We start from the raw sequence: 24232 nt of genomic DNA, 5'->3' as shown, positions 1-24232 counted from the left end.
ACCCTATCGCCGCTCGGAGATCCCATGCCAGCCCTCTATATCCTGATCCCGGTCGCCATTGCCCTGGTGGGCTTTGCCATCTGGCTGTTCTTCTGGGCGGTGGACAGTGGTCAGTACGACGACCTCGACGGCCCGGCGCACAGCATCCTGTTCGACGACGAAGACCCCAAGCACACAGCTGCCGTAAGCCAGGCGCAGCAACAAGACCAACCCAAAGACTCTCAGCAGGACAAGCCCGGTGCTTGAGCTACTGCCGCTGCTGGTTTCAGCACTGATCCTCGGCCTGCTCGGCGGCGGACACTGCCTGGGCATGTGCGGCGGCCTGATGGGCGCGCTGACCCTGGCCATTCCGCCCGAGCGGCGCGCACAGCGCTTTCAGCTGCTGCTGGCCTACAACCTGGGGCGCATCTTCAGTTACAGCCTGGCCGGTCTGCTGCTGGGGCTGGCGGGCTGGGCGCTGGCTAATAGTCCGCTGGTAATGGGCCTGCGGGTGGTTGCAGCACTGCTGCTGATTGCCATGGGCCTGTACCTGGCCGGCTGGTGGAGCGGCCTGACCAGTATCGAAGCCCTCGGTCGCGGCCTCTGGCGGTATATCCAGCCACTGACTCGGCGCTTTATGCCAGTTACCAGCCTGCCGCGCGCCCTGGTGCTCGGCAGTCTGTGGGGCTGGCTGCCCTGCGGCCTGGTTTACAGCACCCTGCTGTGGGCTGCGAGCCAAGGTAATGCAATCGACAGCGCCGCCCTGATGTTTGCCTTCGGCCTCGGCACCCTGCCGGTACTGCTGGCCACCGGCATGGCCGCCGAACGCCTGACCGCCCTGCTGCGCAAGCAAGGCGTACGTACGGCCGGCGGCATTCTGGTAATCCTCTTTGGCCTGTGGACCCTGCCCGGCCCGCACCAGCACTGGCTGATGGGCCACTAGCAGGCAGTTGAAAACGTAGGCGAGGCCGCCAGCGCAAGGCAAAAACAGGCGAGAAACGCAGCGCAGCGAAGTAACAGCCAACGGCTGACCCGAAGGGTGAGCGCAGCGAATCAAGCGGAGTTTACGAGCTGTAAATGAGCATTTTGAGCCTGTTTTTAACGCTGCGGTGGCAACGCAGGTAGTTTTTCAACGGCCTGCTAAGCGATAAGAGGCCGCTTGATACAGGTCAAAACACCCCAGGCGCAGCGCTCTTAGACTTCCCGGCATTGATAGCCAAACCGGGAATACCCGCATGCTCAACGCCATCCAGTGGGACAGCACTCTGATCCGCCGCTACGACCAGGCCGGCCCGCGTTACACCTCCTACCCGACCGCCGTGCAGTTCCATGAGCGGGTCAGTCAGTTCGACTTGCTGCACGCACTGCGTGACAGCCGCAAAGCGCTGCGACCGCTGTCGCTGTATGTGCACATCCCATTCTGCGCGCACATTTGTTACTACTGCGCCTGCAACAAGGTGATCACCAAGGATCGCGGCCGCGCCCAGCCTTATCTGGAAAAACTAGAACGCGAAATCGAGATCATCAGCCGCCATCTCGACCCGCAGCAGAAGGTCGAACAGCTGCACTTCGGTGGCGGCACGCCAACCTTTCTCAGTCACGATGAACTGCGCCACCTGATGGGCCACCTGCGCCAGCACTTCAATCTGCTGGATGACGACACTGGCGACTACAGCATCGAGATCGACCCGCGCGAAGCCGACTGGTCGACCATGGGCCTGCTCCGTGAACTGGGTTTCAACCGCGTCAGCCTGGGCGTGCAAGACCTCGACCCGGCCGTACAGCGAGCAGTCAATCGCCTGCAGACCCTGGAAGAAACCCGCGCCATCGTCGAAGCCGCGCGCACCCTGCAGTTCCGCTCGATAAACATCGACCTGATCTACGGCCTGCCGCTGCAAACCCCGGAGCGTTTCGCCCGCACCGTGGCCGAAGTGATTGGCCTGCAACCCGATCGCCTATCGCTGTTCAACTACGCCCACCTGCCGGAGCGCTTTATGCCGCAGCGGCGGATCAACACCAGCGACCTGCCCAACCCGGGCGACAAGTTGGCCATGCTGCAGGCCAGCATCGAGCAACTGAGCGCCGCCGGTTACCGCTATATCGGCATGGATCACTTCGCCCTGCCCGACGACGAACTGGCCAGCGCCCAGGAAGATGGCAGCCTGCAACGCAACTTCCAGGGCTACACCACCAACGGCCATTGCGACCTGATTGGCCTCGGGGTGTCATCGATCAGCCAGATTGGCGAGCTGTACTGCCAGAACAACAGCGACCTGAGTAAATACCAGGACAGCCTCGACCACAGCGAACTGGCCACCCTACGCGGCCTGCATTGCGACCCCGACGACCGCCTGCGCCGAGCGGTGATCCAGCAGTTGATCTGTCATTTCCAGCTGCGCTTTGCCGATATCGAACAGGCTTATGCCATCGATTTTCGCAGTTACTTTGCCGAGGTCTGGCCGCAACTGCAGCAGATGGCCACTGATGGGCTGATCGAGTTGAATGCTCAGGGCATCGAAGTACGGCCAGCGGGCCGCCTGCTGGTGCGCTCGCTGTGCATGCTATTTGATCGTTACCTGAATGAGCTAAGCAGGCAGCGTTTTTCCCGGGTGATCTAGCAGGCCGGGCTTATTTCATAACCAGGCTGGCCACTTCCTGCATCTGCTGATCACTGAGGTCCTGCTCACGCATGGTCTTGATCAGCGTCGCGTTGGCGCTGCTCAACGCGCCCTGCAGGGAGGCCAGTTCGCCCTGCAGCATTTCGATCTTTATGCGTTTGGCTTCGGGATCGAGGCTCTGGTCCTGCATGACCTCTTTCAGCTCGGCTTTCTTCGCCTCGATCTGCGCCTTAAGCTCGCGGATCATCTTGAGAATATCCTTGAGCACATCCGGCAGGCTGCTCTCATCAATATCGCGATTCTTCTGCGCGGCGGCGGAGCGTGCCTTGCCCAGCTCCGACAGACTCACTCGCAGGCTGTCGCGCAGCGCCTGCTTATCCCCCTCGCTGCTCTCTACAACGCCTTCGGTCGCAGCGCTCTTACGCTCCAGCGCCAAGTTCATGCGGGTGCTCAATTGGGTCGATTCCAGACGCATACGGATGCTCCTTGCAGATATTGAAAGCCGCCTGATTTATCGGCCGCGCCGGATAAAACTTGAACATTCGATCAGACTGCGTCCTAGTGGCCCTACCCTGCACCCTGCTGTAACCTTACGGCTATTGTGTGTTTACCCTCAGGATCGCCAGCGATGTCCGAAAGCATCAAGTTGCATACCCCACACCAAGCCCATTGCAAGGATTGCAGCCTGGCGAGCTTGTGCCTGCCGCTGTCGCTGAATCTGGAAGACATGGACGCGCTCGACGAAATCGTCAAACGCGGCCGGCCGCTGAAAAAGGGCGAATTCCTGTTCCGCCAGGGCGATGCTTTCAACTCGGTGTTCGCGGTACGTTCCGGCGCACTGAAAACCTTCAGCCTGAGCGACAGCGGCGACGAACAGATCACCGGCTTCCACCTGCCCAGCGAGCTGGTCGGTCTGTCCGGCATGGACAGTGACGCGTACCCGGTGTCAGCCATGGCTCTGGAAACCACCTCGGTGTGCGAAATCCCCTTCGAGCGCCTCGACGAGTTGTCGGTACAACTGCCGCAACTGCGCCGCCAACTGATGCGCGTCATGAGCCGCGAGATCCGCGACGATCAGCAGATGATGCTGCTGCTCTCGAAGAAAACCGCCGATGAACGCATCGCCACCTTCCTGGTCAACCTCTCGGCACGCTTCCGCGCCCGCGGCTTCTCGGCCAATCAATTCCGCCTGGCCATGTCGCGTAACGAAATTGGTAACTATTTGGGCCTTGCGGTGGAGACCGTATCGCGGGTATTTACCCGCTTCCAACAGAACAAGCTGCTCGAAGCCGAAGGCAAAGAAGTGCATATCCTCGACCCCATCGAGCTGTGTGCCCTGGCCGGCGGTAACCTCGACGGCTGATCGACCCGCGCAGCGCAGGACCTAGCCGATGATCTTCGACGAATTCAGCATCAAAACCCTGATCCGCCCGGTGGTGGACTTCCCCAAGCCGGGGGTGATCTTTCGCGATATCACCCCGCTTTTCCAGTCGCCACGTGCCCTGCGCATGGTTGCCGACAGTTTTATCCAGCGTTACGTCGAAGCGGATTTCAGCCATATCGGCGCCATGGATGCACGCGGCTTTCTGATCGGCTCGATCATCGCCTACGAACTGAACAAGCCGCTGATTCTGTTCCGCAAGCAGGGCAAGCTGCCCGCCGACGTGCTCAGCGAGAGCTACCAGACCGAGTACGGCGAAGCCAAACTGGAAGTCCACGCCGACAGCCTCTGCGAAGGCGACAAGGTGCTGATTTTCGATGACCTGATCGCCACTGGCGGCACCCTGCTGGCCGCTGCACAACTGGTACGGCGCATGGGCGCCAGCATCATCGAAGCTGCCGCGATCATTGACCTGCCCGAACTGGGCGGTTCGCAAAAACTGCAGGACAGCGGCATCCCCACCTTCGCCCTGACCAGCTTCACCCTCACTGACCAATAAATCTGCTTCACGGCCCTGACGGCAGCGCTGCATGTCGGGGCCAAGCTGACCCTCGCGAACTGACTCGCGCCACCGTTTACACAAGTACCCCACCCGCCATGAATGAAATATCAATGAACCCGACGTCCAGCCACTGGCGTCAGCGCCTCGGTGCGCTGATGGAAAGCAAAATCATCACCCGCCTGGTCACCACCCTGATCGTGCTCAACGCCGCGATTCTCGGCATCCAGACCTACCCTGGCCTGATGGCCGACTGGGGCGAGCTGCTGCTGACGCTGGATCAACTGATTCTCGCGGTATTTATCCTGGAGCTGGCGCTGCGCTTTGTCGCTCGCGGCTTGGGTCTGCTGCGCGATCCCTGGGCGGTCTTCGACTGCCTGGTGGTGGGCGTAGCCCTGGTGCCCTCCAGCGGTCCGTTCGCCGTGCTGCGTGCGCTGCGCGTGTTGCGCGTACTGCGGCTAATTTCGATCAACCCGAACATGCGCCGGGTGGTCGAGGCGCTGCTGTCCTCGCTGCCGGGCATGGGCAGTATCGCCATGCTGCTCGGCCTGGTGTTCTACGTGGCGGCGGTGATGGCCACCCAGCTATTCGGCGCTGCCTTCCCCGAGTGGTTCGGCAGCCTCGGCGCCAGCCTCTACACCCTGTTCCAGGTGATGACCCTGGAAAGCTGGTCGATGGGCATCGTGCGCCCGGTGATGGAAACATTCCCGCTGGCGTGGATGTATTTCCTGCCGTTTATCCTGATCGCCACCTTTATGATGCTCAACCTGTTTATCGCCGTGGTGGTCAATGCCATGCAGACCACCCATGAACAGGAAGCCAAACTCGCTCCGCCCTCGCCCACCGAGCAATTGCTGCTCGATGAACTGCGCGCCCTGCGCGCCGAAGTCGCCGAGCTGCGCCAGCAGCGCTGAAACACAGTCCCCGGATGAGCCTCTTGACGTTGCGGGCTCAGGGAATTCGTAGGAGCGGCCCATGGCCGCGAATAGCATGTTCGGCAAAGCCATCGCGGGCACGGCCCGCTCCTACGCCCTGCAAGACTGCGTAGTATCCACTCGGCGAGATTACAGGCCCTCGGGATCAGCACAGGCTGCTGCGTCATAGACGCGATCCCCCGCAGCCAACTGTCCGACAACTATCCATAAGTTGGCGCAATTCCGGCTGCCCTGGCCAGGAATGACCTCGCGCCCAAAACGCCCTCGGCTAAAGATAAATCACGGCCCAAGACAGCCCAGCCTGTCGTCTCAAGCCCCATAACAAGAGCGGTCGCGAATGCGACCAATATGCCGAGGAGTCGCCCTTATGACAGCCAAAACCAGCACCCCAACCGCCAGCTTTCCCGTGCGTCGCATGGACTTCACCTTCGATGAAAGCCAGAAGTTCTGGTTTGCCGGCGACCCCTTTATGAGCCACTTCATGAACAACCTGTCGTCGCTGTTTCCCTATGGCGAAAAGTTCTTCGTCGACAGCGTGCGCGCCGTGCGCGAACAGGTGAGCGAGCCGCAGCTGAAAAAGGACATCAGCGCCTTTATCGGCCAGGAAGCCATGCACTCCAAGGAGCACGCGGCCTATAACGACTACGCCGCCGAGCACAATATCGACCTGGAACTGCTGGAGCTGCGCATCAAGGTGCTGCTGGAGTGGGTGACCAAGATCACCACCAAAAAGCAGCGCCTGGCCGCCACCTGCGCCCTGGAGCACTTCACCGCAACCATGGCCGAGCAGCTGCTGCAGCGCGAAGACCTGACCACCCAGATGAACGACCCCAAGCTGTATCAACTGTGGATGTGGCACGCGATTGAAGAGAACGAGCACAAGGCGGTCTGCTACGACGTGTACCAGAAGGTCTACGGCGGTTATTTCACCCGCGTCGGCATGATGGCGATTTCTACCGTGATCTTCTTCGGCGTGATCGGCTGGTTCCAGCTGCACCTACTGCGCAAGGACGGCCAACTGTTCAACTGGCGCAGCTGGGGCAAAGGCCTGAAAACCCTGTTCGGCCCACGCAACGGCTTCCTGACCAAACTGATCCTGCCGTACCTGGACTACTACCGCCCCGGCTTCCACCCCTTCGACCACGACAGCAAAGCGCTGGAACAGCGCTGGCGGCAGCGTCTGGGCTTTAACAACTGATACCCGACAGATGCGGGGGGCTCTACAGCCCCCCGCATCAGCCTTCCCCGGCAAAACGCGGCAAATCGTCGGCCAGCTCAAACCAGGGTAAGCGCGACGCATACCAAATGTGTTTCTGCGGCGCAAACCACTCGGGATGGTCAAGCGTCACGCTATTGAGTCCAACCTCTTCACGGCCCTGCTCGCGATACTCCAACGGAGTACCACAATCGCGACAGAAGCGCCTTTCTCCACGGTTGCTGGAACGGAATACACCGATATCACCACTCAGGTAATGCAGTGCCGCACCAGGCACCATGGCCCAGGGCATTGCAGGTGTAGCACCTGATTTCTGGCAGATACGGCAATGGCAGTAACCAGTCTCTGAGGGCAGACTTTCCAGGCGGTAACGCACACTGCCGCACGCGCAGCCGCCGAACAGAGGCAATGACACCATGCTGCCGATCTCCATTGAAATTTAATCCACCGGCAACTTGAGCTGCCCCAGCCCCTGCAACACGCTGGCCCCGGTAAACAGCATAACGATCTGCTCCTCGGCCAGTGCACAGATCGCCGCTTGCCGCTCGGGCTGGCCGATATAGTCCAGCGACAGCTGGAACAGGTTGCGGCTGATCAGGTTCGACACCTGCAGCACCACCGCTGGGTTGACCATTTCCGGCAGCAGCTTGAAGGCGATGATGTCCTCGGCCATGTCCGCGCCGAATTCATCCATAACCTCCTGCAACGCTGCACGCAGCACAGCAGACGCACCATGCAGCTCACGCACACCGATGATAAAGGCCGCTGGATTCTGCGCGACGAAGTCGAAGAACAGCTGCACGGTTTCATGGCACACCCGCCGGCCGCGATCCAGGTCGATGCCAAACAGCAAGGCCACGCTTTTACTGGGCGATTGCACCGCGCGCTCGGCGGCTTCACGGCGCAGGTCGCGCAGCGGCTGACGCAGCTGGGTGGAGATCTGGCGGATCACCGTCAGCCCCAGGTCATCCACATCCTTGAAGTGCCTATAGAAGGTATTGGGATTCAGCCCGGCCTCACGGGCCAGCTCGCGCAGGCCCAGGTTGCTCAGGCTGCGGCTGGTTGAGGTGAGACGTAACGCGGCCTCCAGTAACAGGGTCTTACCGGGGGCCTCAGTGGCTTTTTCTGCGGCTGGCTGCTGCTCGCTGGCATCTGCCTGCATGACGAACCCTACCTAAAAGTTGGCTTGTGAGAATGCTGCTTGCTGGCGAGTATACATTTGTCTACCTTGGTATACAGCTGTATACGCCAGCAATAAACATAACAGGAGCTTGGCCATGAATGCACCCGTCTCACCCCCTTCTGCCACCCGCCACTGCAAGGTCGCCATTATCGGTACGGGCTTCTCCGGCCTGGGCATGGCCATCCGCCTGAAGCAGGCCGGCGAACATGACTTCCTGCTGTTTGAAAAAGAAGCCGGCGTCGGCGGCACCTGGCGAGTGAACAATTACCCGGGCTGCGGCTGTGACGTGCAATCGCACCTGTATTCGTTCTCCTTCGAGCAAAACCCCGACTGGACGCGCATGTTCGCCAAGCAGCCGGAAATCCAGGGTTATCTGGAAGGTTGCTGGGCCAAGTACCGCCTGCAGAACCACACTCAGCTGAACACCGAGATCACCCGCCTGGCCTGGGATGAGCAGCAAGAGCTGTGGCAGATCAATGATCGCGCCGGCAACAGCTACACCGCACAGTTCGTGGTCTCCGGCATGGGTGCGTTGTCCACCCCATCGATTCCGGCGCTCAAGGGCCTGGGCGATTTCACCGGCAAGATCTTCCACTCGCAGCAGTGGGATCACAGCTATGACCTCACCGGCAAGCGCATCGCGGTGATCGGCACCGGCGCCTCCTCGATCCAGTTCGTGCCGCAGATCCAGAAGCAGGTCAGCCAGCTCGATCTGTACCAGCGCACCGCACCGTGGATCATGCCCAAGCCGGACCGCGCCATCAGCGAGCGTGAGCGCAACCGCTTCAAGCGCTTTCCGCTGCTGCAGAAACTCTGGCGCGGCACCATCTACGCCCTGCTGGAAAGCCGGGTGATCGGCTTTGCCATGCTGCCCAAGGTGATGACCCTCGCCCAGAAATTCGGCAAGTGGTACATCAACAAGCAGATCAAGGACCCGGTCCTGCGTGCCAAGGTCACCCCGGATTACCTGATGGGCTGCAAGCGCGTGCTGATCTCCAACGATTACTTCCCGGCGCTGACCCAGCCCAACGTTGACCTGATCACCGACGGCATTGAGGAAATCCGCAGCGGCAGCATCCGCACCGTGGACGGTAAAGAGCGCGAGATCGACGCGATCATCTTCGGCACCGGTTTCACCCCAAGCGACCCGCTGCCACGCGGTGTGGTGTTTGGCCGTGGCGGCGTCGACCTGCTCGACACCTGGCCGGAAGGCCCGCAGGCCTACAAAGGCACCCTCACTGCCGGCTTCCCCAACCTGTTCTTCCTGATGGGGCCGAACACGGGCCTGGGCCACAACTCGATGGTCTATATGATCGAGTCGCAGATCCATTACGTGCTCGGCGCACTCAAGCTGGTTGGCGAACAAGAGCTGCAGAGCCTCGAGGTCAAGCAGGCCGTGCAGGACCAATTCAACGGCAAGCTGCAGGGCAGCCTGGGCAACACCGTGTGGAATGCCGGCGGCTGCACCAGCTGGTATCTGCACCCTGTCAGCGGCCGTAATTGCACGGTATGGCCAGGTTTTACCTGGCGTTTCCGCCTGCTGACGCGCAACTTTGACCCAGCGGCCTATCATTTCAGCCGTAAACACGCGGCACACCCGGCGCAGAACAGCGCTATCCAGTTGACTGCCCAGGAGGCCAGCGCATGAAGTCGTTTGAAAACAAGGTAGCCGCCATCACTGGCGCCGGTTCCGGCATCGGTCGCGCTCTGGCTTTCGGTCTGGCCCGCCAGGGTTGCCAACTGGCACTTTCCGATGTGAATGCCGAAGGCCTGGCGGAAACCGCCGCCCAGGCGCGCAAACTCGGTGTGCAGGTCAGCGAAACCCTGGTCAACGTTGCCGACCGCGAAGCGGTGCATGCCTGGGCGGATAAGGTGGTGGCCGAGTTCGGCCGGGTTAACGCGATCTTCAACAACGCCGGCGTAGCCCAGGGCGGCACCGTAGAAGGCAACGACTACGCCGACTACGAATGGATCATGAACATCAACTTCTGGGGCGTGGTCAACGGCACAAAAGCCTTCCTGCCGTATATCAAGGCCAGCGGCCAGGGCCATATCGTCAACGTCTCCAGCGTTTTCGGCCTGTTTTCCCAACCGGGTATGAGCGCCTACAACGCCAGCAAGTTCGCCGTGCGCGGCTTTACCGAGTCGCTGCGCCAGGAGCTGGACATGGCCGATTGCGGTGTATCGGCCAGCTGCGTGCACCCCGGCGGGATCAAGACCAATATCGCCAAGACCGCGCGGATGAACGCCAGCCTGAGCAGCGTCACCGGCCAGGATGCCGACAAGGCGCGCCAGCAGTTCAACGATCAGTTGCTGCGCACCACGCCGGAGAAAGCCGCCCAGGTAATCATCAACGGCGCGCTGGCGAACAAGCGGCGCATCCTGATCGGCCCGGACGCCTACGCCCTGGATGGCATGCAACGCCTATGGCCGGCGTTCTATCAACGGCTGGTGACCGCTTCCATGCGCCTGGCCGCGCGCTTTGCGCCGAAAGGCTCAAGCAAGAAAGCCCAGGCTGCCGTGGAGTAATCGGCCAGCCCACAAGCCCCAGCGCCGCAGGTGTCTGGGGCTTTTTTATGCCTGCCATCCCTGGCAGCCACCCTGCGGGCCGTCGCTGTGCGACGTTAAAAATGGCTCCCGGCCATTTTTTATGCCTAACGTTTGTCTGCGCGGGATGAATACCGCGCGCATTCAATTGGCATAACAGTAGTTGGCGCGATAAATTGTCGGCACCTGTCCCGTACCGCTGGAGAATGCCATGGCCACGCAAGACCCTTGCGCCGAACTGCTGCTCGATAACCAGCTGTGCTTTGCCTTGTATTCGACGTCGCTGCTGTTGACCAAGGTCTACAAGCCACTGCTGCAGGAACTGGGCCTGACCTACCCGCAGTACTTGGCGATGATGGTGCTCTGGGAAAGCGATGGCATCACCGTCAGCGATATCAGCAGCCGTATGCTGACCGACCCCGGCTCCGTCACCCCACTGCTCAAACGCCTGGAAGCCGAAGGCCTGCTCAAGCGCACCCGCAGCAGTGTCGACGAGCGTGTGGTCGAACTGTTCCTCACCGACAAGGGCCGCAACCTGCGCGAACAGGCCAAACGCATCCCCGGCTGCATCCTTACCGCCACTCAGCAATCCGCTGCGGAGCTCGGCGCGCTCAAGGCTGAGCTAGTCGCCCTACGCAGCAGCCTGCAGCAAGCCGTGTAAGCACCTGGGCGACAGACCTGTCGCCCGCCCCAGCGGTCTTGCCGCACAAATCGCGTCACGCGCCCCCGTCACCTCCTCGCTCCGCACAACAATTTCACCCTGCCGTCGCCCTCGAAAACATCGCGCAACAGCACGCCAATCCTCGCTTATGCCCGAACAAAGCAACGCTTATCGCTAAATGTTCAAAAATATATCTTGCGCGCTAAATTAATGCGCACTAGAGTTCGCCCCATGAAACTGATTAGCGCACAAAACATTAGCGCGAAAGACCACCAAACCTGCAGCTGTCTTCACCCACCCAACAACCTGACTGTCGTGGAGAACCGTTATGAAAATCCTGATCGCTTTCACCGCCCTGCTCGCCCTTTCCGCCCCAGTTCTGGCTGACGACAGCCAGACAGACGGCAAAGGCCTTTACCCGAACTGGCTGATCAGCCACGAAGGTTGATCACCACCCGACACCGCAACGCTTTAAACAAACCAACCCAAACAGCTTTTGAGGATTACCGCCATGTCGATTCAAACCATCGCTTACCGTGCCTACGCAGAAGCCACCGGCGGCCGTGACGGCCGTGCCATCTCCTCCGACGGCGTACTCGACGTCGCCCTGACCACCCCGAAAGAACTCGGCGGTGCAGGCGGTGCGGGCACTAACCCAGAGCAGCTGTTCGCTGCGGGCTACTCGGCCTGCTTTATCGGCGCGATGAAGTTCGTCGCTGGCCGCGACAAGCTGGCCATGCCAGCAGACGCATCGATTGAAGGTGTAGTGGGCATCGGCGCGATCCCCAACGGTTTCGGCATCGAAGTCGAATTGCGCATCAGCCTGCCAGGCATGGACCGCGAGCAAGCGCAAACCCTGATCGACCGTGCGCACCTCGTCTGCCCTTACTCCAACGCCACCCGCGGCAATATCGACGTCACCCTGACGCTGATCGACTAAGCCCAAACTACCCACCACCCGGCCGCTGCCAGCCAGCGGCCCGCCCCAGGAGGCCGCACATGAACATCAAACAAGGTTTGTCGATCGCCGTACTCGCCCTTGCCGTCAACAGCGCGTTTGCCGCTGGTAGCCCCGGGGTGGAGCGCAATACTCAAGGTTTCCTCAATGCCCTCGCCGCTGGCGGTGGCAAGCCCCTCGAACAGCTAAGCCCGAAAGATGCCCGCGCCGTATTGGTCGGCGCGCAGGCTGGGGTCAAGGTCGATGTATCGGGCATCAAAGTGGCCGACAAGACCATCGAAATCGATGGCCAGTCGATCCAGCTCAAAGTTGTGCGCCCGGCTGATGCCAACGGCACGCTGCCGGTGTTCATGTTCTTCCACGGTGGCGGCTGGGTGCTGGGCGACTACCCGACCCACGAACGCCTGATCCATGACCTGGTAGTGGGCTCTGGCGCGGCGGCGGTGTATGTCGATTACACCCCGTCACCAGAAGCCAAGTACCCGACCGCAATCAACCAGGCCTACGCCGCAACCCAATGGGTAGCGCAGAACGGCGCGCAGATTGGTGTCGATGGCAAGCGTCTGGCGGTAGCCGGTAACAGCGTGGGCGGCAATATGGCCGCCGTGGTCAGCCTGATGGCCAAGGACAAAGGCACCCCGGCGATCAAATTCCAGCTGCTGCTGTGGCCGGTAACCGACGCCAACTTCAACAACGCCTCCTATAACCAGTTCGCCGACGGTCACTTCCTCAGCAAGATCCTGATGCAGTGGTTCTGGGATAACTACACCACCGACCCGAAACAGCGCGCCGAGATCTACGCCTCGCCGCTGCAGGCATCGGTGGAGCAACTGAAAGGCTTGCCGCCTGCCCTGGTGCAAACCGCCGAGTTCGACGTGCTGCGTGATGAAGGTGAAGCCTATGCGCGCAAGCTGGATGCAGCTGGGGTCAACGTCACCTCCGTGCGCTACAACGGCATGATTCACGATTTCGGTCTGCTCAATGTGATCAGCCAGATTCCCGGTACGCAAAGCGCCATGCAACAAGCCTCAGCAGCGCTGAAAGCCAACCTCAAGTAACCTGCGTTACAACAAAACGCCCCCGATACGCCAAGCGTGCCGGGGCGTTCTGCTGTTCAAGCGGCCTCACACTGCAAGCGCTGCAGCAGGCCTTGCTGCAGTGCCTGGTCGAACGTCTGCTGCAACAGCGGCGTGGCGAAGAATCCCTGCAACGCCGCTGTCGATTGCCAACGGCTCTGCAACTGCCACTGCGCCGCATCATCCGGCAGCTGCTGCAGCTCAACCCCCAGGCAACCGGGGATGATTTGCATGGCCTCAGCCAAACCATGCAGACACACCCCCAACTGCTCGGTGCGTCCTGCCCTGGCTTGCAGCACTGCGCTATGACTTAGCATCGGCTTGCTCCCCAGATATGCGACTCAATAAGGGCTGGCAGTCGGCCGCACGATCAGCTCGCTGACGTCGACATCCGCCGGCTGCTCGACCGCATAAGCAATCGCGCGAGCAATCGCATCCGGGGTGATGGCGACCTTGCGAAAGGCCTTCATCGCTTCACGGCTCGACTCATCGGAAATGCTCTCGGCCAGCTCCGACTCGACCACGCCCGGCGACACCAGGGTCACGCGAATATCGCCGCCCACCTCCTGGCGCAAGCCTTCGGAGATGGCGCGCACCGCATACTTGGTTGCGCAATACACCGCACCAGTCGGCACCACGCTGTAGGCGCCAATAGAGGCGATATTGACGAACTGACCACTGCGCTGACGCTGCATCACCGGTAACGCGGCAGCGATGCCGTGCAGCACGCCACGGATATTCACGTCGATCATGCGGTTCCACTCATCGACCTTCAGCACATCCAGGCGCGACAGCGGCATGACTCCGGCGTTGTTGATCAGCACATCAATGCGGCCGTGCTGCGCCAGGGCAGCGTCGACAAATGCCTGGGTGTCAGCCTGGCTGGTTACGTCCAGACGACGATAATCGGCGTTACCGCCTTCCTCACGGATCTCGCCGACCAACTGCTCCAGGCGCTCGGTACGCCGCGCGCCGAGCAACAGCCGCGCGCCCTTCTCGGCCAGCAAACGTGCGCAGGCCTCGCCGATACCGCTGCTGGCGCCGGTGATCAGAATGACTTTGTCTTGGATATTCAACATGGCCGAATCCTCTGCTGGTAAGCGGCAAGGGTTGCCGCGACAACAACAGATTCAATGAGATGGCGCATTCAGGGTTAGACGATTTCTGGCGAATTATTGCCTAAAGCTGCAACCCGTTAATTTGGTAAGACTTACCGAGCGCAGTCCATGAATAGCTCAATATTGCACTGATAACCCATAAATCTTGGCCGTTTGCCTAATTCTGGCGAATTATTGCCTGATCCTGCAGCGCCTTATCTGCAGCGCAGACTTGCCTGAAAAACCGGGATAACCTGCAAGCCAGCAGCAGGAGCCACGCCCATGACATCTTCCATCAGCCCGTTAGTCCTCGACGACAACCTGGCGCTGCGCCAAACCGAACTGGCCGCACTGATCCAACGCCAGTGCCCGGCTGACGGCCTACATAACAGTGCCATTGCCGGCCTCGATCTGGCCTACGCAACCCAGCCCAGCCTGCCGATACCGACGTTGTACCGGCCATGCCTGTGCATCATTGCCCAGGGCAGCAAGGATGTGCGCCTCGGCGAGGAGCAGTACACCTACGACCCGCTGAACTACCTGGTGGCCTCAGTCACCCTGCCGGTTACCGGCCAGGTGATCGGCGCAACCCCCGAGCAACCCTACCTGAGCCTGCGTCTGGATATTGATCCAGCGCTGATCACCAGCCTGATCGCCGACAGCGGCCCCATCGGCGTACCTAATCCTGGGCCACGTCGGGCGCTGTATCTGGATCGCCTGGATACCCAGTTGCTCGACGCGGTATTGCGCCTGCTGCGACTGCTGGAAACCCCGCGCGATATCGCCATGCTTGCACCGCTGGCCCTGCGCGAGATTTTCTACCGACTGCTGCACAGCCCACAGGGCCATCGCCTGCACGAAATCGCCATTGCCGACAGCCAGGGCCAGCGCATCAACCGCGCCATCGAATGGCTGAATTTGCATTTCGACCAGCCCCTGCGCATTGAGGACCTGGCCCGCGAAGTCAACCTAAGCACCTCAACCCTGCATCACCGTTTCAAGGCCGTCACGGCTCTCAGCCCCCTGCAGTATCAGAAACAGCTACGCCTGCAGGAAGCACGGCGCCTGATGCTTTGCGAAGGGCTGGAAGCGGCTTCAGCCAGTTACCGCGTCGGCTATGAAAGTCCGTCGCAGTTCAGCCGCGAATACAGCCGCCTGTTCGGCGCGCCACCATTGCGCGATCTGGCCCGCTTACGCAGCTCGGCATAGCACGGCGAAAAGCAGACAGAAACACAAACGCCCCGGTGCTTTTCAAGAGCGCCGGGGCGTTTTACTTGGGCCAAGTTACCGCTTCAGCAGGCAAAACTGGCCATAAATCGTTACCGGCAACAGCATTTAGCAGATACCTAACCGCCCTGCAGCCCAGGTAAATAGGGCCTTTACGAAGTATGGGCAGAGAAAAATATGAATAATTAACGTTAAACCCAACACTTCCCGTAAAAACGGCCTATTATGGCTGAGCTGACTTGTAGTTATCAGCAAAACCGCATAGGTGCTATGAGCACTCTGGCACCGCACTTCGTATCGATTTAAGAGACACACCATGGCAAATCGCGAAACTGGCACCGTCAAATGGTTCAACGATGAGAAAGGCTTCGGCTTCATTACCCCGACTAACGGCGGCGATGACCTCTTCGTTCACTTTAAAGCCATCCAAAGCGACGGTTTCAAAAGCCTGAAAGAAGGCCAGACTGTTACCTACGTGGCCGCTCGCGGTCAGAAAGGTATGCAAGCTGAAGAGGTACAGGTGGCCTAAGCCCCTGTCCTGCTTTAAAACAAACCCCGCGCTCGCGGGGTTTGTTTTATCTGACGCTTGGAAAACCTGCCTGTTTTATAAGCCCATCTGCTTGCTGATGATTTCGTTCATGATTTCACGCGAGCCACCACCAATCGACAGAATGCGGTTATCGCGGTACAGCCGCTCCACCAGGCTTTCGCGCATATAACCCATGCCCCCCATGATCTGCACCGCATCGTAGGTCAGTCGATCAGCAATATCAGTGGCAAAGTTTTTGGCCATGGATATTTCCTTGATCACGCTTTTACCCGCCGCCATCTTCGCCGCTTGCCGATAGGTAAAGTCGCGCGACACTTCAAGCTGGGTCGCCATTTCCGCCAGACGATGCTTAAGCACCTGGAACTTGCCAATAGGCTTGCCGAACGCTTCGCGTTCTTTGGCCCATTTCAATGCTTCTTCAAGCGCCAACTGCGCCGTCATATTGGCCATGATCGCCAGCGATAACCGCTCGCTCTGAAAGTTGGCCATGATGCAGGCGAAGCCCATGTTCTCTGCACCGATCAAGTTGCCTACCGGCACCCTGCAGTCGTCAAAGAACAACTCCGCCGTATCCGATGCCCACCAGCCCATTTTCTTCAGCTTGCGCCCCACGGTAAAACCAGGCGTACCCTTCTCTACCAGCAGCAGGCTGACGCCGCCATAGCCATCGCCGCCGGTACGCACGGCAACGGTGTAGTAATCCGCGCGCACGCCACTGGTGATAAAGGTTTTGCTGCCGCTGACGCGGTAGAAGTCGCCATCGCGCACCGCGCGGGTTTTCAGATTGGCCACATCCGAGCCACCGGACGGCTCGGTCACTGCCAACGCCATGATTTTTTCACCGGCCAGCACTTGCGGCACGATGCGCTCGCGCAGCTCCGGTTTGGCCCACTTCACCACCGGCGGCAAACCGATATCCAGCGAGCCGAGGCCTGCTACTAGACCGCCAGAACCTGAGCGCATCAACTCCTCGCTGGCCGCGACTTTGGCAAAGACATCACCTTCATGACTGCCGCCAAAAGCCTCTGGATAGCCAATCCCGAGAATCCCCGCCGCCCCGGCCTTGAGGTAGAGCTCGCGAGGAAACTCCTCGGCCTCCTCCCAATCATTGATATGCGGCAGAATTTCGCGCTCGACAAAGCGCCTGACCGAATCACGCACCAACTGGTGGGATTCGTCGAAATATTCCTGAAAGGCAGACATGAGGTATTCCCACTGAGGTTTCAGGGAAATTACCAAGCGCTTGCTTGGTTTACAAGAAGAGGATTACGCCATGCATCAGGGCGATCAAGCCGCCGACAACTCGCGAGTCTAGAGCTGGATAGGTCGGCGCCCGGCAATCGAATGCGCCAGGGTGCCCCCATCAACCAACTCCAGCTCGCCCCCCAGCGGCATGCCGTGGGCAATGCGCGAGGCAATCAGACCTTTACCCGCCAGCAGTTGAGCGATGTAATGGGCGGTGGCCTCGCCTTCTACAGTCGGGTTGGTGGCCAGAATCACCTCGGTAAAACTGCCGGCAGCAATCCGCGCCAGTAGCTCGGGAATACCAATCGCTTCTGGGCCGAGACCGTCGAGCGGCGACAAATGCCCCTTGAGCACAAAGTAGCGCCCGCGAAACCCGGTGTGCTCGACCGCATACACATCCATCGGCCCCTCAACCACGCACAGCAGGCTGTCATCGCGCCGCGGGTCCAGACACAGCTGGCACACCTCGTCCTCGCTCAGACTACGACACTGCTTGCAGTGGCCGACCCCTTCCATCGCCTGCGTCAGCGCCTGGGCCAGGCGCAAGGCACCGGAGCGATCCCGCTCAAGCATCTGCAAGGCCATACGCTGAGCAGTCTTCTGCCCAACGCCGGGAAGAATGCGCAGGGAATCGATCAGGTGGCGGATCAGCGGACTGAAACTCATGGGGAGGTACTCGACGGCTACAACTCTTACCAACAAAACCCTATCGGGCTATTGAGCCCCGACAGAGCAAGGCACAGCCGGTGTGGGCTGAGGATACCCACACCGACTACCAGCGCCGCAATACGGCGCCGGCGGATGGCCGTTTAGAACGGCATCTTGAAGCCTGGAGGCAACTGCATGCCGGCAGTCATACCGGACATCTTGTCCTGACTGTTCTGCTCAACCTTGCGCACGGCATCGTTTACCGCAGCGGCGATCAGGTCTTCGAGGATCTCCTTATCTTCCTGCATCAGGCTGTCATCCAAGCTGACACGCTTGACGTCGTGACGCCCAGTCATGACCACGCTGACCAGCCCAGCACCGGATTGACCGGTTACTTCGGCGTTTGCCAGCTCTTCCTGCATCTTCTGCATTTTTTCCTGCATCTGCTGTGCCTGCTTCATCAGGCCGGCCATGCCACCTTTCATCATGGTGTAAGTCCTCGGTAATTAGGGGTTAACGGGAGTATCTAGGGGTTCAATGCTGTCCGCGCGGATAACCGCGGCAAACTGTTGAATCATTTGTTGAATAATCGGGTCCTGATGGATCGAAGCCTCGGCCTCGCGCTGGCGATTGGCGCGCTTACTCGCCGCCGCCTGCGCCGGCGTCTCCTGCTCAGGCTTGCACAGCTCGATCAATACCTTGAGCTCACGCCCGTGAAACTGATTGAGCGCATCATTCAGGCGCCGCTGCTGGGTTGGGTTGAACAGCGCAGAATGCGCAGGGTCCAGGTGCAGCAACCAGTTATCGCCCTCAATACTGATCAGGGTGCAGTTGGCGCCGATGCTGCCGGTCATCCCGGACAAGCCGAGCTTCGGGAACAACTCCAGCCAGTCAGCCGCCAGCCCGGTCGCCGGCTGCGCCGCCGGCAAGACTTCCGGCTCTGCAGATGCGCTGCGCTCTACTGCATCAAAATCGTAATCAAACGACTCGGCGTCCATCTCGACATAGTCGTAGTCACCCAGCGGCGGCTCATCGTCATCCGTATCAGGTAGCTGCACAGACTCAACCGGCTGCGACTCAAGCACTACGGGCTGCACTGTCTCAGCAATCACTTCTGGAGCAATAGTCGCGACAGGTTCAGCCACCTCAGCAACCGGCGCCTGAACCTGCTCTTCCCAGGGCAGATCAACAACAGTAGCGGCGGCAGGTGCAGGTGCAGGTGCAATTTCGACCGACGAAGGCTGCGCCGCAACCATTTCGGCAACCTTAGGCTCTGCCTGCACGTGCGGCATGACGGCTGCCGGCATCTCAGGGATCACCACAGGCGCGACAACGGCAGCATCTATAACAGGAGCCGGCTGTAGCGCAGGAGAAGTCGCAACAGGTACGCTGACCGGTGCAGCGATAGCCGCACCGGCCACTGGGTTGGTCGAAGGATCAGCAGTGGCCTGACTAATCCCCAGCGGCTTTAGCGCCACCCTCGGCGCATCGTGGGTATCCGCCGGGCGGAAGGCCAACATACGCAACAGCACCATCTCGAAGCCGCTGCGCGGGTCAGGCGACAACGGCAGATCGCGGCGCCCTATCAAGCCCATCTGATAATAGAACTGCACGTCCTCGCTGGGCAGAACCCGAGCCAACTCAAGCACCCGCTCACGATCACCCTGGCCGTTATCCACCGCTTCGGGCAGCGCCTGGGCAATGGCCACCCGGTGCAGCACATTGAGCATCTCGGACAATACGCCATTCCAGTCCGGCCCCTGCTCCGCCAGATGCCGTACAGCCTCAATCAAAGCGCGCGCATCACCCTCCAGCAGAGCGTGCAACACACCATAGACCTGCCCATGATCAAGCGTACCGAGCATGGCGCGCACATCGGCGGCCAGCACCTTACCCTCACCAAAGGCAATCGCCTGATCGGTCAAACTCATCGCATCGCGCATAGAGCCGTCGGCCGCGCGCCCGAGCAACCAAAGCGCGTCATTTTCGAACGGAATGTTTTCCGCTGCCAGAACATGGGTGAGGTGATCAACCACCCGCTCCGGCGGCATATTCTTCAGTGAGAACTGCAAGCAGCGCGACAACACCGTGACCGGCAGCTTCTGCGGGTCAGTGGTCGCCAGGAGGAATTTGACGTGGGGTGGTGGCTCTTCCAGGGTCTTCAACAGCGCGTTGAAGGAACTGGTGGAAAGCATGTGCACTTCGTCGATCAGGTAGACCTTGAAGCGTCCACGGCTCGGTGAGTACTGCACGTTGTCGAGCAACTCGCGGGTGTCTTCGACCTTGGTACGGCTGGCAGCATCGACTTCGATCAGATCAATAAAGCGACCCTCATCGATCTCTTTGCAAATCGAACAAACACCACAAGGCGTCGAGCTGATGCCCGTCTCGCAATTCAGGCACTTGGCAATAATCCGCGCAATGGTGGTTTTGCCCACACCACGGGTACCCGTGAACAAATAGGCATGGTGCAGACGCTGGCTATCGAGCGCATTGATCAGCGCCTTGAGCACATGCGTCTGGCCAACCATTTCGTTGAACGAGCGCGGACGCCACTTGCGTGCAAGAACCTGATAACTCATCGAAACCCGTCACGAGAGGAAAGCAAAAGTGGGGCTAATCCTAACGGAGCATGGGGCAAATTGCATCCGATGCGCAGCCCACTAATGGCAAGCCTGCAGCATTGCCTGCAAATAAACTGGCGAAAAATTAACCAGGCGGGTATCATGTGCCCCGTTCGTACCACGCTGTAAGTCAATCAGGCCTTTTGGCCCCCTCGATGGTTTCCAGGTAAGAGCGCATCACCCAAGGGTAATGCCGCACAGCTCTAGCCCATATCCCAACCTGCTGACTGATCTGGCCGTCCCGCGCAAGCGCCGACTCAAGCCCGCCTCCGAAGTACCGACCCGCACAGCGTAACCACTATGGGAACTTGTGCGCGCAGTCCCGCTCCTATCTGCACATGCAATCGACCACTTAAGTCGACAGCCTGGAGCTTTATTTAGCGCAATGACGCGCCTGTTGTTTTAGGAAATACCAAAAAAATGAATACTCAACACCAAATTCAGGATGCTATTCGCACCCTCTCTAGTGCATTTGCACCTTTTGACTGCCGCATCCTGGCCGCCCGTAAAGGCAGCTTCAGCTTCACCATCGTCAACGATGCCGGCATCGCCAAGCACAGCCAGCGCCTGTACCCCGGCCAGTACAGCGGCGCCCACTTGGAACAGGTCATCGAGCGCGCCCGGCAGTCACTGACTGCCTGATTAACGAGGTCCGCGAACCATCGAGCATCTTCGGGGTCTGAAGCTATCACCCTCAGGATGGAGCATGGTCATGGACAACATTAACCGCGAACTCGTTGAGCAGCTGTTTGCCCCGCTGCGCGCTACATTCAGCCCGCCCCGCCCCGATGGCGGGGTTGTTCTCTCTCTGCTGGATGCCAGCGACGCCACCGCATACAGCCGCGTACTCAGCGCAGCCCAGCGCACAGACCCACAAGCCTTCGCCCAAAGCCTGGAAGACATCCGCCTGGAACTCGCCATGCGCTCCGGCAGCATCCCAGCGGATATGCGTAAAGCACTGAAGGAACAGGACAGCGTGCTTAGCTACCACACAAGCTAAGACCGGCTAGCGCCCTGCTAACCAGCAGGGCCGCTTACCTTGAAATCTCAACTCAACTGCATCAGCGCGTGAAAACCATTCAACAAGCGAGCTTTATTCGGCCAATCGCGCAAGCCAGGACATCAACAGTCCAGCCAATCGGCTTTCGAAAGCAATGGAACACAGTCACGCCAAGCGCGAATGCCTAATATGCGATAAATGAGTTTTTAGCAAAGATACGAATCGACTCGAAGGAATAAGCCGACACACAAGAGATTGGAGGCAACCCCACCAGCCACACCTCGGCACACAATGTCACCGCTGCGGCTGCTCCCTTCCAGGCCTGACCGGGTTCACGGCTGATCGTTGCGAGGGGACCGGCAGGGCCACCATAACGCAGCTCGCAGGAAGCGAGCCGCGCCATTGTACCGGCTTAAACCGAAGTTACAACCGTTTCAAACACTTAGCTAATTGAAACGCACACTACACACGAAACCGGCCAACCAGGTTGCTCAAACCATGCGACAACTCCGATAGCCGCTGGCTGGCTTGGGCACTCTGCTCGGAGGTTTGCGCCGCCTCATTGGACAGATCACGAATGTCGCTGATATTGCGTGCAATCTCTTCGGTCACGCTGCTCTGCTCTTCGCAGGCAGTTGCGATCTGCGCTGTCATGTCATTGATGCGCTGCACCGAGTCACTGGTATCAGTGAGCGCCTGATCCACTCCAGCCGCCTGCTCGACACTTTGCCTTGCCTTACTACTACCAGAATGAGTGGCTTTAACCGCATTCTGCACACCGATTTGCAAGCGCTCGATCATCACCTGGATGTCCTTGGTCGACTCCTGCGTACGTGCAGCCAATGCACGCACCTCATCAGCCACAACCGCAAAGCCGCGCCCCTGCTCTCCGGCACGCGCAGCTTCAATGGCCGCATTTAGTGCCAACAAGTTGGTTTGCTCTGCAATGCCCCTGATAACAGCCAAAACCGCACCGATATTGGCAGCCTCTTGCTCAAGGGTCTGAATGGTTGCCGATGCACTTTCAACTTCTTGCGCTAACTGGCGAATCGAGTTGATCGTGGCACCCACCACTTGCGCGCCCTCTCGTGACTGGGCTTCAGCACTACGAGCAGCATCAGCTGCATTTTGCGCATTACGCGCCACTTCATGCACCGCAGAGCTCATCTCCGTTGCTGCTGTGCTGACCTGATCAACTGCCGCATGCTCACTGCTAATCAATCGATCATTGGCTGCGGCCATCCCCGCCAGACTTTGCGCAGAACTTTCGACTTCCCCGGTAACCCGGCCGACCTCCTTAATTAACGGCTGCAATTTATCGAGAAAGCGATTGAACGCATGACTGAGCTTGCCCAACTCATCATTAGATAAAACGTCCAGACGCACCCGCAGATCGCCATCACCATCAGCAATTTGCTCAATACGATTAAGCAGATTATGCAAAGGCCCAGTGACCAGAATTGGAAAACCAACCACTAGCACAAGGCAAACAACCAAGCCGATGGCAATAATCACGCCTTGCTGCCAGCTCAAGGTTTCACCCAGGTTAATAGCTGCTAGCCCTTCAGCATTAGCCGCCGCATCATCCATCTCACCCAACTTGTCGATAGCAGTACGCATCACCTCAAACTGCTCTTCACTGCCGCCAAAGCTCAACACACTGGCTGCTTGCGGATCACTAGAAGCCAATTGCAAGACCTTTTGTGAAGTGGCCTTCCACCGTTCAAAACCCACATCGAACTGCGCGACCAATTGCATCGCCTCACTACCAGGCTGCATATCCGCGAATTTATGAACGCGGTCATAAGCCTGCTGCAGGTTTTCTGCATGCGCGGCAGTCAACACCTCAGCATGCGCACCCGCGCCCTCATCAAGCAAGCTGCGCTCAGCAACAAACGCCTGATAGAGATCACGATCAGCATTCAGCAGTAGACTGATCCCCGGCAAGAATCGATTTGTCAGTTTCGTACTTGAATCTGCAACCTGAGTGATGCCTCGCATCCCCAAAATGCCCATCGAAACCAGCAAAATCGCCAGCAGCATAATCGGTAACGCAATTTTCCAACGAAACCCTAAATCAGCGAAGGCACGAAGCATGCTGGCTCTCCAGGACAATGGCCAAGTAGCATCAGCATAGACTACCGATGACAGAGCGATATAAAGCTCCGCCCCACTGCTACGCCTCATCCCAGCAGCTTATGGCACACTTGCAGCACGGCCTCCCACCCATATCCGAACCAAGGAGCAGCACCATGGCGATGACCAAAGACCAACTGATCAGCGATATTGCAGAAGCCATAGACACGCCGAAAAACACCGTACGCGCCGCACTCGAGCAGTTGAGTGAAATCGTCAGCGACGCACTGGAAAACAATGACGAAATCACTCTACCGGGGATTGGTAAATTCAAAGTGAGCGAGCGCCCCGCCCGTACCGGCCGCAACCCTCAAACAGGTCAAGCCTTGCAAATTGCAGCAAAGAAAGTCGTTAAATATGTGCCGGCAAAAGCACTGAGCGATGCAATCAACTGAATATCCTGGCACGCTCTTGGGCGTGCCCTTACATAGCATTCTGTCCGTTTTTCGCGGCACAAAGTAAAACCCCCGACCAGTTTCCTGATCGGGGGTTTTGGTGTAGGTGCTTGACGATGACCTACTCTCACATGGGGAAACCCCACACTACCATCGGCGATGCATCGTTTCACTACTGAGTTCGGGATGGGATCAGG

Annotated in this window: 27 protein-coding genes, 1 rRNA gene, 1 other RNA gene and 1 pseudogene; 17 read left to right on the top strand and 13 right to left on the bottom strand. The window is 59.4% G+C overall.

Going from position 1 to position 24232, the window contains the following annotated elements:
- Nucleotides 1–24 precede the first annotated feature (24 nt).
- The 3 genes from ccoS to hemN all read left to right on the top strand — a co-directional run bounded on the left by ccoS (nucleotide 25) and on the right by hemN (nucleotide 2597).
- Nucleotides 25–246 (top strand): cbb3-type cytochrome oxidase assembly protein CcoS, encoded by a 222-nt coding sequence (gene ccoS / locus Q8O69_RS04750; RefSeq protein WP_305589983.1) that lies wholly within the window; start codon nucleotides 25–27, stop codon nucleotides 244–246.
- Nucleotides 239–922: a sulfite exporter TauE/SafE family protein gene (locus Q8O69_RS04745; protein WP_305589981.1), complete on the top strand. Its 684-nt coding sequence runs from the start codon at nucleotides 239–241 to the stop codon at nucleotides 920–922. The genes ccoS and Q8O69_RS04745 overlap by 8 nt, the downstream gene beginning before the upstream one ends.
- Nucleotides 923–1214: 292 nt before the next feature.
- Nucleotides 1215–2597, top strand: a complete 1383-nt coding sequence (gene hemN / locus Q8O69_RS04740; RefSeq protein WP_305589979.1) for an oxygen-independent coproporphyrinogen III oxidase — start codon at nucleotides 1215–1217, stop codon at nucleotides 2595–2597.
- A gap of 10 nt (nucleotides 2598–2607) precedes the next feature.
- Here the strand turns inward: hemN and Q8O69_RS04735 are convergent, their stop codons facing one another.
- Nucleotides 2608–3072, bottom strand: coding sequence for a hypothetical protein (locus Q8O69_RS04735; protein ID WP_305589977.1), 465 nt, complete (start codon nucleotides 3070–3072; stop codon nucleotides 2608–2610).
- A 153-nt stretch (nucleotides 3073–3225) separates the two neighbouring features.
- Here Q8O69_RS04735 and fnr point away from each other — a divergent pair, with 153 nt between their 5' ends.
- From fnr to Q8O69_RS04715, 4 genes are all read left to right on the top strand, one after another.
- Nucleotides 3226–3960: a fumarate/nitrate reduction transcriptional regulator Fnr gene (fnr, locus tag Q8O69_RS04730; RefSeq protein ID WP_305589975.1), complete on the top strand. Its 735-nt coding sequence runs from the start codon at nucleotides 3226–3228 to the stop codon at nucleotides 3958–3960.
- Nucleotides 3961–3988: 28 nt separating this feature from the next.
- Entirely contained in the window at nucleotides 3989–4537 is a 549-nt protein-coding gene (locus Q8O69_RS04725; protein ID WP_305589973.1) for an adenine phosphoribosyltransferase, read from the top strand.
- A gap of 98 nt (nucleotides 4538–4635) precedes the next feature.
- Nucleotides 4636–5451, top strand: a complete 816-nt coding sequence (locus Q8O69_RS04720) for an ion transporter (protein WP_305589971.1) — start codon at nucleotides 4636–4638, stop codon at nucleotides 5449–5451.
- A gap of 388 nt (nucleotides 5452–5839) precedes the next feature.
- Entirely contained in the window at nucleotides 5840–6670 is an 831-nt protein-coding gene (locus tag Q8O69_RS04715; RefSeq protein ID WP_275962742.1) for a metal-dependent hydrolase, read from the top strand.
- Between the two features lie 37 nt (nucleotides 6671–6707).
- Here the strand turns inward: Q8O69_RS04715 and Q8O69_RS04710 are convergent, their stop codons facing one another.
- Together Q8O69_RS04710 and Q8O69_RS04705 are read right to left on the bottom strand one after the other, a co-directional pair.
- Complete coding sequence (locus Q8O69_RS04710) at nucleotides 6708–7106, bottom strand: GFA family protein (RefSeq protein ID WP_305589968.1); 399 nt, start codon at nucleotides 7104–7106, stop codon at nucleotides 6708–6710.
- A 21-nt stretch (nucleotides 7107–7127) separates the two neighbouring features.
- On the bottom strand, nucleotides 7128–7850 hold the full coding sequence (locus Q8O69_RS04705) for a TetR family transcriptional regulator (RefSeq protein ID WP_305589966.1): 723 nt from the start codon (nucleotides 7848–7850) through the stop codon (nucleotides 7128–7130).
- 115 nt (nucleotides 7851–7965) lie between these two features.
- On the opposite strand from Q8O69_RS04705, the gene Q8O69_RS04700 reads away from it, so the two are divergent.
- The 5 genes from Q8O69_RS04700 (at nucleotide 7966) to Q8O69_RS04680 (ending at nucleotide 13095) form a co-directional block, all read left to right on the top strand.
- On the top strand, nucleotides 7966–9519 hold the full coding sequence (locus Q8O69_RS04700; protein WP_305589964.1) for an NAD(P)/FAD-dependent oxidoreductase: 1554 nt from the start codon (nucleotides 7966–7968) through the stop codon (nucleotides 9517–9519).
- On the top strand, nucleotides 9516–10400 hold the full coding sequence (locus Q8O69_RS04695; protein WP_305589962.1) for an SDR family oxidoreductase: 885 nt from the start codon (nucleotides 9516–9518) through the stop codon (nucleotides 10398–10400). Before Q8O69_RS04700 ends, Q8O69_RS04695 begins: the two co-directional genes overlap by 4 nt.
- Before the next feature lie 229 nt (nucleotides 10401–10629).
- The gene (locus tag Q8O69_RS04690; RefSeq protein WP_305589960.1) at nucleotides 10630–11079 is read left to right on the top strand and encodes a MarR family winged helix-turn-helix transcriptional regulator; all 450 of its coding nucleotides are present in this window, start codon (nucleotides 10630–10632) and stop codon (nucleotides 11077–11079) included.
- A gap of 511 nt (nucleotides 11080–11590) precedes the next feature.
- Nucleotides 11591–12019: an organic hydroperoxide resistance protein gene (locus Q8O69_RS04685; RefSeq protein ID WP_305589958.1), complete on the top strand. Its 429-nt coding sequence runs from the start codon at nucleotides 11591–11593 to the stop codon at nucleotides 12017–12019.
- A 59-nt stretch (nucleotides 12020–12078) separates the two neighbouring features.
- Entirely contained in the window at nucleotides 12079–13095 is a 1017-nt protein-coding gene (locus tag Q8O69_RS04680; protein WP_305589956.1) for an alpha/beta hydrolase, read from the top strand.
- A 56-nt stretch (nucleotides 13096–13151) separates the two neighbouring features.
- On the opposite strand, the gene Q8O69_RS04675 is transcribed toward Q8O69_RS04680, so the two are convergent.
- The gene (locus Q8O69_RS04675; protein ID WP_305589954.1) at nucleotides 13152–13430 is read right to left on the bottom strand and encodes a putative quinol monooxygenase; all 279 of its coding nucleotides are present in this window, start codon (nucleotides 13428–13430) and stop codon (nucleotides 13152–13154) included.
- A gap of 24 nt (nucleotides 13431–13454) precedes the next feature.
- The gene (locus Q8O69_RS04670; RefSeq protein ID WP_305589953.1) at nucleotides 13455–14192 is read right to left on the bottom strand and encodes an SDR family oxidoreductase; all 738 of its coding nucleotides are present in this window, start codon (nucleotides 14190–14192) and stop codon (nucleotides 13455–13457) included.
- A gap of 300 nt (nucleotides 14193–14492) precedes the next feature.
- On the opposite strand from Q8O69_RS04670, the gene Q8O69_RS04665 reads away from it, so the two are divergent.
- Entirely contained in the window at nucleotides 14493–15419 is a 927-nt protein-coding gene (locus tag Q8O69_RS04665; protein WP_305589951.1) for an AraC family transcriptional regulator, read from the top strand.
- A 334-nt stretch (nucleotides 15420–15753) separates the two neighbouring features.
- Nucleotides 15754–15966, top strand: coding sequence for a cold-shock protein (locus Q8O69_RS04660; protein WP_069516724.1), 213 nt, complete (start codon nucleotides 15754–15756; stop codon nucleotides 15964–15966).
- A gap of 75 nt (nucleotides 15967–16041) precedes the next feature.
- Here Q8O69_RS04660 and Q8O69_RS04655 read toward each other — a convergent pair whose 3' ends face one another.
- From Q8O69_RS04655 to dnaX, 4 genes are all read right to left on the bottom strand, one after another.
- Nucleotides 16042–17190: an acyl-CoA dehydrogenase family protein gene (locus tag Q8O69_RS04655; protein WP_275962733.1), complete on the bottom strand. Its 1149-nt coding sequence runs from the start codon at nucleotides 17188–17190 to the stop codon at nucleotides 16042–16044.
- A 108-nt stretch (nucleotides 17191–17298) separates the two neighbouring features.
- Entirely contained in the window at nucleotides 17299–17898 is a 600-nt protein-coding gene (gene recR / locus Q8O69_RS04650; protein ID WP_289238368.1) for a recombination mediator RecR, read from the bottom strand.
- Between the two features lie 143 nt (nucleotides 17899–18041).
- Nucleotides 18042–18368 carry a YbaB/EbfC family nucleoid-associated protein gene (locus Q8O69_RS04645; RefSeq protein ID WP_090385942.1) on the bottom strand — a complete coding sequence of 109 codons (327 nt, stop codon included), beginning with the start codon at nucleotides 18366–18368 and terminating at the stop codon, nucleotides 18042–18044.
- A gap of 18 nt (nucleotides 18369–18386) precedes the next feature.
- Entirely contained in the window at nucleotides 18387–20462 is a 2076-nt protein-coding gene (gene dnaX, locus Q8O69_RS04640; RefSeq protein ID WP_305589947.1) for a DNA polymerase III subunit gamma/tau, read from the bottom strand.
- A 462-nt stretch (nucleotides 20463–20924) separates the two neighbouring features.
- Between dnaX and Q8O69_RS04635 the strand changes: the two genes are divergently transcribed.
- Together Q8O69_RS04635 and Q8O69_RS04630 are read left to right on the top strand one after the other, a co-directional pair.
- Complete coding sequence (locus Q8O69_RS04635) at nucleotides 20925–21146, top strand: hypothetical protein (protein WP_090256116.1); 222 nt, start codon at nucleotides 20925–20927, stop codon at nucleotides 21144–21146.
- A 70-nt stretch (nucleotides 21147–21216) separates the two neighbouring features.
- Entirely contained in the window at nucleotides 21217–21504 is a 288-nt protein-coding gene (locus tag Q8O69_RS04630; RefSeq protein WP_275962729.1) for a DUF3509 domain-containing protein, read from the top strand.
- Nucleotides 21505–21769: 265 nt separating this feature from the next.
- Here Q8O69_RS04630 and ffs read toward each other — a convergent pair.
- From ffs to Q8O69_RS22070, 3 genes and pseudogenes are all read right to left on the bottom strand, one after another.
- Nucleotides 21770–21866, bottom strand: an RNA gene (gene ffs / locus Q8O69_RS04625) — signal recognition particle sRNA small type.
- Nucleotides 21867–21966: 100 nt separating this feature from the next.
- Nucleotides 21967–22746, bottom strand: coding sequence for a methyl-accepting chemotaxis protein (locus Q8O69_RS22075; protein WP_371136047.1), 780 nt, complete (start codon nucleotides 22744–22746; stop codon nucleotides 21967–21969).
- 78 nt (nucleotides 22747–22824) lie between these two features.
- Nucleotides 22825–23601: pseudogene (locus Q8O69_RS22070) on the bottom strand (MCP four helix bundle domain-containing protein); the annotation flags it as partial.
- 155 nt (nucleotides 23602–23756) lie between these two features.
- On the opposite strand from Q8O69_RS22070, the gene Q8O69_RS04615 reads away from it, so the two are divergent.
- Complete coding sequence (locus Q8O69_RS04615; protein ID WP_275962727.1) at nucleotides 23757–24035, top strand: HU family DNA-binding protein; 279 nt, start codon at nucleotides 23757–23759, stop codon at nucleotides 24033–24035.
- Nucleotides 24036–24143: 108 nt separating this feature from the next.
- On the opposite strand, the gene rrf is transcribed toward Q8O69_RS04615, so the two are convergent.
- Nucleotides 24144–24232, bottom strand: a 5S ribosomal RNA gene (rrf, locus tag Q8O69_RS04610); the annotation flags it as partial.

The sequence above is a fragment of the Pseudomonas sp. genome (assembly GCF_030690725.1).
In the GTDB taxonomy this organism is placed as follows: Bacteria; Pseudomonadota; Gammaproteobacteria; order Pseudomonadales; family Pseudomonadaceae; genus Aquipseudomonas.
Note: the sequence above shows the minus strand (reverse complement) of the source record. Positions and strands in the feature narration are given on the sequence as shown.